The organism is Gammaproteobacteria bacterium (assembly GCA_029881255.1).
Lineage (GTDB): Bacteria > Pseudomonadota > Gammaproteobacteria > S012-40 > S012-40 > JAOUMY01.
This window is the reverse complement of the sequence record JAOUMY010000008.1, coordinates 151575-164312: the sequence shown is the minus strand read 5'-3', so window position 1 is coordinate 164312 and position 12738 is coordinate 151575. Positions and strand designations below refer to the sequence as shown.

At 51.0% G+C, this 12738-nt stretch carries 5 protein-coding genes; 1 reads left to right on the top strand and 4 read right to left on the bottom strand.

Annotated elements, in window-relative coordinates; genetic code table 11:
• The first annotated feature begins 12 nt into the window (after positions 1–12).
• Positions 13–855: a LysR family transcriptional regulator gene (locus OEZ43_15255; protein MDH5546950.1), complete on the top strand. Its 843-nt coding sequence runs from the start codon at positions 13–15 to the stop codon at positions 853–855.
• A 225-nt stretch (positions 856–1080) separates the two neighbouring features.
• On the opposite strand, the gene OEZ43_15250 is transcribed toward OEZ43_15255, so the two are convergent.
• The 4 genes from OEZ43_15250 to OEZ43_15235 form a co-directional block, all read right to left on the bottom strand.
• Positions 1081–2490: a hypothetical protein gene (locus OEZ43_15250; protein MDH5546949.1), complete on the bottom strand. Its 1410-nt coding sequence runs from the start codon at positions 2488–2490 to the stop codon at positions 1081–1083.
• Between the two features lie 283 nt (positions 2491–2773).
• Positions 2774–3391, bottom strand: a complete 618-nt coding sequence (locus tag OEZ43_15245) for a YdeI/OmpD-associated family protein (GenBank protein MDH5546948.1) — start codon at positions 3389–3391, stop codon at positions 2774–2776.
• On the bottom strand, positions 3375–3560 hold the full coding sequence (locus OEZ43_15240; protein ID MDH5546947.1) for a hypothetical protein: 186 nt from the start codon (positions 3558–3560) through the stop codon (positions 3375–3377). The genes OEZ43_15245 and OEZ43_15240 overlap by 17 nt, the downstream gene beginning before the upstream one ends.
• A gap of 258 nt (positions 3561–3818) precedes the next feature.
• Positions 3819–12560 (bottom strand): tandem-95 repeat protein, encoded by an 8742-nt coding sequence (locus OEZ43_15235; protein MDH5546946.1) that lies wholly within the window; start codon positions 12558–12560, stop codon positions 3819–3821.
• Positions 12561–12738 lie beyond the last annotated feature (178 nt).

Here is a 12738-nt window from a genome sequence, read left to right as displayed (position 1 = left end):
GGTCTCACCAAAATGGACATAGATCAGGCACGAACCTTTCTGGCGATAACTGCTCACGGAAGTTTTCTGGAGGCAGCAGAGAAATTGTTCATAACGCAATCTACGGTGAGTGCAAGGATCAAAAAGCTAGAGGACGAGCTTGGCGTGAGTCTGTTTGTGCGTAATCGAACAGGAGCCACGTTAACGTCCGCAGGTCGTCGGTTTCTCAATTTTGCCAAGCGACTTGTCTTGACCGAGCAACAGGCCCTGGACGAAGTTGGAATTTCCGAAGGCTTTCGTGCGAGCATACGCATAGGCGGCCGCATCGCGCTTTGGGACGATTTATTGCCAAAATGGGTAGGCTGGATGAGGCGTACTGCGGGGGATGTCGTCATCCGAAGCGAAATCGGTTTTGAAGAAGATCTGATGCATCGATTGATAGAGGGAACATTGGACATCGGTCTTATGTATACCCCAACGCATAGCCCCGGACTTGTTGTAGAGCATATTCTAGAGGAGACGTTGGTTTTCGTCAGTACGCGTGCTAATGAAACCGGACCCGGTGACGACTATGTTTACATTGAGTGGGGGCCACATTTCTATGCGCAACATGCACAGAGTTATCCCGATAAGGAACGACCTGCTCAAGTCGCCAATATTGGTTGGTTAGGAATTCAACTTATATTGGCCAATGGTGGTAGTTGTTATCTGCCCGCTAGGTTGGCAATGCCTTACGTCGCTGCGGGACGCCTACATCTTGTCGCCGACGCGCCAGAATACACGCAGCCGGCATATGTGGTATATCCACGGGAAAGTGACAATCCCGTTCTTGAGCAGGCGTTGAATGGTTTACGAGAGTTGGCGCTTCGGTTTTAAAAATGTTTGTGACGAGAAAACATTCACACGAGTTTTTCGTCAGGACAATTTGTTTGTGCTGGAAGTAGGGCGTCGTTATTGAGTCACGAAGGTGTGTGGGTACAAGTCGGGGGGCTGTGATTTTGATAAACGTCAACCTCCTGGATTTGAACATACTCCGGACTAGGGATCGGTACACACCATTTGACTGATTTACTGTCGCATGAGTAAAGTCAGCTCGGTACACTACCAATTCTGTTTATCAATATACTCCGTCGGAAGATTGCTTACGCCAGAGGCAAAATAAGTAAACCATGTCGGAACCTGGTTGAAATAACGGGCGCCATTGCAACTACCGTAGTTGCTTTGCCATTCGCGATACATCGGTTGCGCCAGTGATCCGTTTATAGTGGGTAGGGTTAGAAACGGGTCTTGACGATAATCTACATAGCCGTTTCCGTAGTCACCGGTAACGATAAACGTATACGCACCGACTGTGTTGTTGCTGTTCCATAGATAGGCGCTGCCATCGGGTGCACTTCCTTTGTAGCTGCATATCCAGTCAATCACACCATTGTGATCGCAATCACCATAACCAAGTTTGTAGCTATCGGCAGAATTGGCGTACAAGCCTGGCGTGAGATACTCGATTACTTGATCGAATACGGTAGTGTGTTCGCTCTTGTTGTTACTATTGAAACAAACATTCCAGATGGCCGTAGACTCTGTTGCGTTATAGCCGGATACCGCAGGCACGTCGACGACGGGGAGACTGTTGGCAAAACTTACGGTATCAACGCCGGACGATTCATGACACTGCGTAAAACTATCGCCCTGTTTCCAGATGCAATCGAAAAAACTCACCAGGGCAGGGTGGTGTTGTTTCATATAGGCCCAATGGGCGGAGTTATTGTAGAGATAATCTTTGAATACGTCGGCTAGCCACTCAGATTCATTTTGTAAGGCGTAGTCCATCATATCGATATGCCATCTTCCCTGGGTGTCGATGAACTGGGATGCATTGTTGACCGATTGATGGTAAAGCGTGTTGGCATAGGCGGCAAAAATACGATAGAGCAACACGTGTTCTTCACCGCTATTCAAGTGGTCCCATTGGAAGCCGTGGGTATTTTCATGGGAAAGAAAATAAATTTTGAAATCTTCACTCACCCCGATACCGCAATGTATGGTACCCGGTGCGCCCGCATAGCCGCAGGCACCCATACTGGCTTCAGCATACACACCTGCTTTTGCGCGCGCAGGATCCTCGCCATAGGCGCTGATCGAAGAAAGATACTTGGCGATCACGCTCGTATGAATTCCCGCGTCGATCATGTCCTGATAATAGTCTTTCCACATTGTCTGTATCTCATTCACGACCTGACAAGGGGTTCTGCCATCGTCAAAGGCTTGAACTGGTGTTGCTGTCCATTCATTGGCGTCATTCTTTTGCACGCGTTGCACATAAATATTGATATGGCCTTCGCTACCATTGCCCAGGGGCAGTGCCGTCTTCGCCTTGAGATAGCGCAGGTCGTCACTCAGTTCAACCAAGTTCCCCGTGCACTCCGTGGGCGTGTTGCTGCCACACGCTGAAAGCATCAACACGGTGACAGATAGCAGTGAGAGGCGGAATAGCATGGTACGAATCGGCATGGGTGTATCCCTTTATCAATAGGCGTCGCAGACCAGCAGACTATTATATTTCGACTCGGATAGGCGTTTTTTGAATAATCCATGAAGGCTATTTGCATGGATGAGAATTCAGAGAGGTATTTGCTTTGATATGGGCGTTCTTTCTCTCCCTGATCTATTGTCAAATCATGAGCTTGCCGGAGGAGTAGGATAGTTTACCTGTCGGATAGCGTTGCGCTGCTGCGTTTGGCTAGTTAATTGATACGATAGAAAACACACCCATTCAGTTGGGTTAATAGCTTGATCATTCGTTCAAACCTTTTCCTTGCATAATCTTGGGTATGAGTTTTTCAATTCTATTGGTGCGTGTTTGGGATTGTTTCGCGGCGGAAAAATACAGGATATAACCGCGCTGTCGACCTGGCGTCAGGGACTCGAAGGCGTGCTTGAAGTCGGGGTGTTGCTTGAAAGTCTGTTTCAACTCGGTTGGTATCGGTTCCGCTTCTTTTTTGAACTCAACCCGTTTGCCGGCTTTTTCTATCGAGATGGCTTGCTGGATATAATCTTTTATAATTGCTTTGGACTTGGTAATGTCTTTCTTATTTGTGAATCTCAATTGACGTGCGGCCTGCGAATTTTCACCGGGTTTGACGAGTAGTTTGTGTGTGTCTTTCAGTAATGAACCCTTGAAAAAGTTGAGTGCACAATAATCCTTAAAGGCACTTAACAAAATAATATTTTTCTTGTCCAGGGTGTAACAGGGTTGGCTCCATTTCACTTCTTCGTTCAAGCCTGAATCCAGCAAAATATTTCTCAGGACAACAAGCTCTGCTTGCCAGGTGTTTACCTTGCATTCAGGTGTTTTCCACAAAGAGCAACGGCCACATCCTTCGGCGAGAAATTTGTCAACGTTTGGGTTCATATTCCTGAGTTTGACTATCGAGATGGTGACATTTTCCCGAAGTATTACGTCGATTGTCAAAAGATTGTGAACTCATCAGGCTGAAGCGATATTTTCCCAGAGAGATGGAAGGACGGGAAAGAGAACCTCGTGGAAAGTGGCTTTGACTGTTTATCCCAGGTTTGTTCATTTCAGCTTCCTTCTGGTTGAGGCAAAAGTAAGTCCCTATGAGATGTCGATGACTAACCACGGCTGCACGATACAAACTCTGATGTGCTATGGAACAAACGCAGTAAGCAAGCATACAGGTAAACCCTATCACAAGCTACTTAATGTGGCCTGCAAACCGGAACTAAAAAGAAACAAAAAGGATGAAATACGAAATAGAAAATCCGGGAAATGAATATTCATTTCCCGGATTTATGTGCGTTATTGGAAAGCAGTACGATTACTGCGCTCTTCGACGTCGACGCATTCCCAAGTGTAACAGCGACATCATAAGTATTGCAGGGAAGAACGGATCAACCTTGTCGCTCTTGCCGATGGAACATCCACCGCCGCCCAGTGACCATTTATAACTCTTAATGGTTTCACCTTTACCCTCCCAACCGGGAACACCAACACCAACAATGCTGTTGATCAGTTCAGGTTTGAGGTCACGGTCCATAGAACCCGCATCAGTCAACGGTATGTGCACTTCGCCTGTGCTGCGATCGATGACCGCATCGGTCGCCGTTTGCCACTGATTGTTTTGATCCAGGTAACGGATGACTGCGTTCTCAGGAATATCCACGCCTTCTGGGAATTTGAGTGTCAATGTTGTCGTGCCTTCCGATGTGGAAATGCTCGCGTCATATATACCAAGCGGATAGCCATACGCGGTGTCTTCTACACCTGTCGAGGCCTCGGTAATCAGCGGAATATTCTCGAAAGGCTTGTTCATAGCCCCCAAGGTTTCGTGATTATTGGCCACGAATTGGCTATTCGCACTCAGCCCAAGTTCAACGATTTGTTCTGACAAATCACCGAGTGAACCCAGATTGGATACGTGATCGCTTATAGCGATATTGGCGCGCGTTGCATCATTGGCCGCATCACCATATTCCAGCGCGTCGATAATGCCATCGCCATCACTGTCTGTCGGATTGTTTGGATCACCGATTTCATATTTGTCCGGAATGCCATCACCGTCGGTGTCTGCCTGCGAAGCCTTGGGATCTATACCGATGGCCATAGCCTGTGCGTCTGTCACGCCATCGTCGTTGCTGTCGAGGAGATTCGCAGCATTTACCACTACAGACAGTGTCTTGCTACTACTGAGACCGCCTTCGTCAGTGGCAATGATATCCACAGTTTCGGAACCGGCAACAGTACCGGTGAACTTGACCTTGTCGCCTTTGAATTCAAAGATACCCAAGGCACTGGCCGAGGCACTCAAGGTATACGAACCTTGTTGATCCGGATCAGTAACCATGACATTGAAGGATGTCGACTGGCCTTGCATGACGACAATACCGTTGATGTCTTTCATCGTGAGCACTGGTGCGTCACCGATAGAATTCACGGTAACTGAAACAGTACCTGTTGCTGTCAATCCAGTCGAGTCTTCTATGGTGTAGCCGAAGCTATCCGGACCGAAGAAGTTTTCGCGTGGAAGATAACGGTAGGCGTTTTCACCGAGGTCGACAATTTGCCCGCCATTGACCGACACCGTGTCTACGCTAGTAAGCGTAATGGCGTCACCATCCGGATCGTAGTCATTGGCGATGATATCGATAATCGTTATCGGTGTATCTTCGTCTGTTATGACTTTGTCCTCAACCGTAATCGGCGCGTCGGCGACCGGTGTAACGGTAATTGTTACTGTGGCCACATCGGTTCCGAGACTGGTGTCGGCGGCCAGATACATAAAACTGTCCACACCGGTAAAGTTTGGTGGAGGCGTGTAGGTAAACTGTCCGTTGTTCAGATTAACGACCTTACCACCTTCGACTGATAGACTATCAGCGAAGTAAACGCTGAGAACGTCACCATCGGCGTCGGTGTCGTTAAGCAGAACATTGTTGATAGTGACAGTCGTGTCTTCCGATGTTGCGGCGCTGTCATTGCCGGCTACCGGTATATCGTTAGTACCATTCACCGTGACAACAACCGTACCCACATCAGTTCCACCATTACCATCGGATATCGTGTAATTAAACGAGTCGCTACCACTGAAGTTCGAGGCCGGTGTATATGTGAAGGAGCCATTGCCGTGGTTGACCACAAAACCACCGTTCACCGAGGCAGTGTCTGCGCCTATGACGGTCAATGTATCACCATCGATATCGCTGTCATTGCTCAACACGTTGCCGCTGACCATCATCACGTCTTCATTGGTGATTAGCGTGTCGTTATTGGCAACAGGCATATCGTTGACTGCTGTGACCGTGATATACACACGACCGCTGTCACTGCCACCATTGCCATCGCTTACGGTGTAATCGAAGTTATCGGTGCCGTTGAAGTTGGCCGTCGGCGTATAGTTAAACGTGCCATCGCCATTATGACTGACGACGCCACCGAAGGCCGAGGTCGTGGTAAAACCTGTAATAGATAAAGTGTCGCCATCGGAATCGGTGTCATTAGTCATGACATTGGCCGTCGTAAACGGTGTGTCTTCCGCTGTGGTTTCACTGTCGTTTACCGCAACCGGCGCATCGTTCGACGCGGTGATTGTCAGGTTCACTGTTGCAGAACCACTGCCACCATTACCATCGCTGATAGTGTAGTTGAAACTATCGCTACCGACGAAGTTCAACACAGGCGTGTAGATAAAGGTGCCGTCGCTATTGTTGACCACGGTTCCGCCTTGCGCAGATGTACCATCCGCGCTCGTAACACTAATCGTGTCACCGTCCACATCGACGTCATTCGTCAACACATTCGGTACGTTAAAGATCGTATCTTCCGGTGAGGAGTAGGTGTCGTCGGTACCGACTGGCGCATCGTTAATCGGATTGACCGTAATCGTCACTGTCGCCGTGTCGCTACCGCCATTGCCATCGCTCACGGTGTAGTTGAACGTGTCTGTACCGTTGAAGTTTGCCGCTGGCGTATAGGTAAACGTGCCATTGGCATTGTTGACGACGCTTCCACTATTGGCCGAGCTTGTATCTGCGCTGGCCACGCTTAGTGTGTCGCCATCGACGTCGCTATCATTAGCGAGTACGTTGCCGGTTAACAAGGCAATATCTTCGTTCACGCTAAAACTATCTGCTGTCGCAACCGGTGCATCGTTAACGCCGGTCAGGGAAATATTCACTGTCGCGGTGTCAGTACCACCATTACCATCGCTAATGGTATAGGTGAAGCTGTCGCCGCCGCTGAAGTTGGCTGGTGGTGTATAGGTAAACGTACCGTTGCCGTGATTGACCACCGTACCACCTTGTACTGAAGTGGCGTCTGCCGCAGAAATACTCAGCGTGTCGCCATCGATATCACTATCGTTAATCAGTACGGTGCTGGTCAGTACCGGCGTATCTTCCGCGGTGCTGGCCGTATCGTCATTGGCCACTGGCGCATCGTTTACCGGATTCACGGTCAGATTGACCGTGGCGGTATCGGTTCCACCATTGCCATCGCTAACGGTGTAGTTAAAACTATCGCTGCCGTTAAAGTTTGCCGGTGGTGTGTAAGTGAAAGTACCGTTGCCGTGATTGACTACAGAACCACCTTGCGCCGAACTGGCGTCTGCCGCTGCAACACTCAGGGTATCGCCTTCGGTGTCGGTGTCGTTGGTCAATACATTACCGGTGGTAACGCCACTGTCTTCATTTGTTGAAGCTGTATCGTTCACGCCGACCGGCGCATCGTTCACCGCATTTACTGTAATGGTTACGGTCGCGGTGTCAGTGCCGCCGTTGCCATCGCTAACAGTATAGTTAAACGTATCTGTTCCGTTGAAGTTGGCAGGTGGTGTGTAGGTAAACGTGCCGTTACCGTGATTGGTCACACTACCGCTATTGGCGGAAGTTGCATCGGCCGCGCTAACCGACAAGGTATCACCTTCGATGTCTGTGTCATTGCTCAACACATTGCCGGTGAGTACTGCCGTGTCTTCATTGGTGCTCGCGCTGTCGTTAACCCCAACTGGCGCGTCATTGACAGGATTGACGGTCAGATTGACAGTCGCGGTGTCGGTTCCACCGTTGCCGTCGCTCAAGGTGTAAGTAAAGCTGTCGCTGCCATTGAAATTGGCCGCAGGCGTATAGGTAAACGTACCGTTGCCATGATTGGTTACGCTACCACCGCTGACTGAAGTGGTATCCGCAGTTGCAATAGATAGTGTGTCGCCTTCCGGGTCGGTGTCATTAGTCAAGACGTTGCCGGTAAGAACCGCAGTGTCCTCATTAGTCGAGGCCGTATCGTTAACCCCAACTGGCGCGTCATTGATTGGATTAACGGTTACCGTTACCGTTCCGGTATCGGTGCCGCCGTTACCATCGCTGACAGTATAGTTAAATGTATCGCTGCCGTTGTAGTTGGCGGCTGGTGTAAAGGTAAACGTACCGTTTCCGTGATTGGTAACGCTACCGCCATTAGCCGAGCTGGCATCGGCCGCGCTCACAGACAGGCCGTCGCCATCGATATCGGTGTCATTGGCCAACACGTTGCCAGTGAGAACGCCCGTGTCTTCATTCGTCGTCGCCGTATCATCTGTTGCGACCGGTGCGTCATTCACTGGATTGACCGTAATCGTAACGGTTGCGGTGTCAGTACCACCGTTGCCATCACTGACGGTGTAGTTAAACGTGTCAGAACCGTTGTAATTGGCCGGTGGCGTATAGGTAAAGGTACCGTTGCCGTGGTTGGTAACGCTACCGCTGTTAGCCGACGTTGCATCAGCAGCGCTGACACTTAGCGTATCCGAGTCGGCGTCGGTGTCATTGGTCAGAACGTTTCCAGTAAGCACCGCAGTGTCTTCGTTAGTCGAAGCACTGTCATTCACACCTACCGGAGGCGTATTCATGATGGTGGTTTCGCTATCGCTATTGTTCGTACCATTGGTGTCTGGCTGACGCGCGCTAACGGTTACGCTAACGCTATCACTTCCGCTCGTCGTTGCGGTCATGGTCAGATTAACTGTGCTATTCGCGCCAGAGGCTATCGATGCCAGGCGACAGGTCACCGTGCCGCTGGCGTTAGCACAACTCCAACCTGCACCCGAATACGTGCTGTAACTAGCTTTCGTCGGCAATACCGCGGTCACGATGATACCGGTGGCGGTATCGGGACCGGCATTGCTGGCTTGAATAACGTAATCGAAATTATTGCCCAATGGCACCGGGTCAACCGTGTCGCTTACCGTCACCGACATATCGATTTGAGTACCGGCGCGCACGTCGATTTCCGAATGTGCGTTGCGTACCGGACTAAACCAACGGCTGTATTGTTGTTCAGGTGCGGTTGCCAGGTCATAGACCAGACGTGCGCGCCAGTGATAGGCGGCACCCGCGGTCAAACCGGTCACTGCTTCGCTAATGCTGCCACCGCTAACACCACTATTGGTCCAGGTGGAACTGAGTGAGGTGCCGGTTCCATCAAACGGGGTTCCGGCCGGTTTTACTTCCCATTCCAGTTTGTGATCACCGCGCCCATAAGGATGACGTGCGTTAACGGCGATACGGAATTGTGTTCGACTATCGGATGCGCCTTTAAAGGCAACCGGTCCGGTGTCGCCGGAATTCTTCATGCGTGGCGTGAGTGTTTTGCCTTCGCCATTGCTGATAAACATAAACGCGCCACCTTCGTCGGTGGTGCCGTTGTCGTAAAGATTCGCGCCGACGATAACATCGGCAAGACCATCACCATTGGTATCACCGGCACTGGCTACCGCGATACCGAATTGGGCGCTGGCTTGATTGATTTCTAAACTCGCGTCAGCAGAGGCGGACAAGCCGGTGGAAGAACCATAGTAAACAAACGCGCCACCTTCATCGTTCTGGCCGTTGTCATACAGGTTGGCACCAACGATTAAATCCGAATATTTATCGCCATTGATATCACCCGCCGAGGCGACGCTGATACCGTAATTGGCATTGGCCTGATTGATTTGACCTGTCCAGTTGGCCGAGGTGTTTAGACCTGTTCCCGAACCGTGGAAGACTAACACCACACCTTCGTCGGTCTGGCCGCTGTCATATAAATTGGCACCGACGGCGAGATCGGCATAGCCGTCGCCATTGACGTCGCCGGCACTGGCAACGCTCACACCGAGTTCGGCATTGGCCTGATTACTTTCGAAACTCCAGTTGGCACTGGTAGCAACTCCGCTAACCGAACCGTGATAGACGAACGCGCCACCTTCGGCAGTTTGTCCATTGGTAAATTTATTGGCACCGATGACGACATCGTCAAAACCATCGCCATTGACGTCACCGGCCGAGGCTACGCTGATACCAAATTCAGCGCTAATGGAATTGGATTCTACTTGCCAGTCTGTAAACGTTGATAGACCCGTAGTTGCGCCATAGTAGATAAACGCGGCACCTTCCGAGGCCTGACCATTGTCATACAGGTTTGCACCGACGATGACATCGGCGTAGCCGTCACCGTTTACATCACCTGCGGAATTAACACTGATACCGTAATTGGCGCTGGCCTGATTGCTTTCCATGGTCCAGTCGGCCGTTGCCGAGAGCCCCGTGCCACTACCGTAATAGACAAAGGCGCGTCCCTCATCGCTTTCGCCGTTGTCGTAGAGATTTGCGCCGACGACCAGGTCGGCATAGCCATCGCCATTGACGTCGCCAGCCGATGCTAGTGAAACACCGAAATTGGCGCTAGCCTGATCGCTTTCAGCGGTCCAGTCGGCAGTAGTCGATGGACCACCGGCGGCACCGTGATAGACGAACACACGACCTTCGTCGGTTTGACCATTATCGAAAGTACTCGCACCGATGGCGATATCTTCGTAGCCGTCACCGTTGACGTCGCCGGCAGAGGCGACCGAAATACCTAAGTTAGCCGTTCCCTGATTGCTGTCGACTGTCCAGCTTGAGGCGCTTGCGGGACCATCGGCAGAACCATAATAAACATAGGCGCGACCGTCATTGGTCACGACCTGATTATAGAAAGGCGCACCGACGATGATGTCGGAGAATCCGTCGCCGTTGACGTCGCCAGCCGAGGCGACAGTGCGCCCCATTTGGGCACCGGCGTAGTCACTTTCAGCAGACCAGTCTGCGACTGTAGATAGACCGCTACTCGAACCTAAATAGACAAACGCGCCACCTTCGTCGGTCTGGCCGTTGTCGTATAGGCGTGCGCCAACGATGATGTCGGCATAGCCGTCGCCATTGACATCACCGGCGCTGGCAACCCAGTAGCCAAGTTCGGTATCGATGGCATTGCCTTCAGCTGACCAACTTGCGTCGGACAGGTGTGCAAGTCCGTCGGCGCCCGCGTCGGGCAGGCCGCTGGCAGAGCCGTGAAAGACAAACACCGCACCTTCGTCAGTCTGTCCATTCATGTATCGACCTGCGCCGATAACGATGTCGCTATAACCGTCGCCATTGACGTCGCCAGCGGTGGCAACACTACGGCCAAACCAGGAGCCGTCCATATCGCTTTCCACTTTCCAGTCTTCACTTGCGGACAGGCCGGATGCGGAACCGTAGAATAGGTAGGCGCGACCTTCGGTGGTAGTTCCGCCATCATTACTCCAGCGTCTCGCGCCTACAAGTAAGTCACTGTATCCGTCGCCGTTGACGTCGCCTGCTGTGCCGATAGATGAATCGCCAAAGCGTGCATTTGCCACGTTTGGTTCGTACGACCAGCTCGCTTCACTGGTCAGGCCTTGTCCGTCAGAATTGCCATCGGGCAAACCACTAGCAGAACCGTGAAAGACGTAGGCAATACCTTCACTGGCTTGACCGTTGGAGTATAGTCGGGCGCTGATTGCCAAGTCAGAATAGCCGTCACCGTTGACGTCACCTGCGCTACCGATGGAGTAGCCGAGTTCGATACTGGCGACATTGCCTTCGATAAACCAGTCATCAGTGACAGGTAGGCCGCTAGCTGATCCGTGATAAACAAACACCGCGCCTTCAGTTGCCTGTCCATTGGAGTAATTTCTGCCGCCGACCGCGACATCGGTATAGCCGTCACCATTGACGTCGCCGATTCCGGCGACCACGGTACCGAATTCGGCACCTGCGATATTGATATCTACAGTCCAGTTTGCAGTCGCTGGCAGTCCGGTTGCTGAACCGTGATAGACAAAGGCCATCCCTTCATCGATGCTTCCGTTGTCGTAGAGGCGTGAACCAATAATGACATCGCTATAACCATCGCCGTTGACGTCACCAGCCGATGCAACCGCGTAGGCAAATTCCGCATCGGCCTGCGGGCTGTCTTCTATCCAATCGGCAGAAGTAGCGAGTGGGTCGATGGTAATCGGGTATACCGCGTTGCGCGTATCGACCACGATGCTAAGCGTGTGGTTGCGCAATTCGAAATGGGAAGGCAGCACCTTATTATCGGCGTCGTAGGTAACGAGGTGACCGAAATTGATGATTTGTACGCCACGTTCATTGATGAAAGTCAGCGCATCACGCTTTGCGGACAGGCGAGGGTAGAGAGACCCCTCTACTTCCATGCTCAGACGCAAGGTATTAATGTCTTTTTCCAGTGGTGATTCGTTTAAGGTGAAGCCTTGCTCAAGGCCTTTGTTGTTGTTGATATACCATTCGACGAGATTGCCGCGCTGGTACTCAACGCGATTCTTGTTATTGGCAATGACGGCGCTTTGCAGTGGTATTTGTGTTCCGTCCGCATTGACGTCGGAAAGACGTAGACTCCACTGCCAGTTAGACTTCGTATCGCTAATGTCATAGGTACGTGGAACTAGCGCGATGCGGTCTGGCAGAAAATAGCTGCGAAAGTGTTGCGCACGGTTTGGTGCCTGTAGCAGCTTGTCATGTTCGGGAAAAACGGTTTGTGTCGCGTAACTGGCAAAATATTCGCGTTGACGAATGTCTTGTGTTGCATCCGCAAACCAATCCGAATTGGTAATCGATGAGTTTAGAGTGAATTGACTGTTCACCGTCAACAGTGTGGCGACGCCACCTGTTATTCCCAGCAGCAACATGCCCATATAGATGGCAGGCATGTGAAATAATTTTTCAATCGTGTTGACGCTACGCATAAACCAAATCTCTCTTTTTGTATTCATTCCAAGACTGAATATCAATCCCGGTCCCTGGTTATTTGTATGGCTTATGTTTCGGACAAACGAATTGTTTCGCACAGGTTTACAATCTGTCGTGGGCTTGCGTCACATGAAAAATGTGAAGAGGGTCACGCAAAAAATCGGGAATTCAGTA

Excerpts from the sequence above, each read along its gene's own strand:
- OEZ43_15255 (MDH5546950.1), top strand. The coding sequence starts at position 13 with ATGGACATAGATCAGGCACGAACCTTTCTGGCGATAACTGCTCACGGA.
- OEZ43_15250 (MDH5546949.1), bottom strand. The coding sequence starts at position 2,490 with ATGCCGATTCGTACCATGCTATTCCGCCTCTCACTGCTATCTGTCACC.
- OEZ43_15245 (MDH5546948.1), bottom strand. The coding sequence starts at position 3,391 with ATGAACCCAAACGTTGACAAATTTCTCGCCGAAGGATGTGGCCGTTGC.
- OEZ43_15240 (MDH5546947.1), bottom strand. The coding sequence starts at position 3,560 with ATGAACAAACCTGGGATAAACAGTCAAAGCCACTTTCCACGAGGTTCT.
- OEZ43_15235 (MDH5546946.1), bottom strand. The coding sequence starts at position 12,560 with ATGCGTAGCGTCAACACGATTGAAAAATTATTTCACATGCCTGCCATC.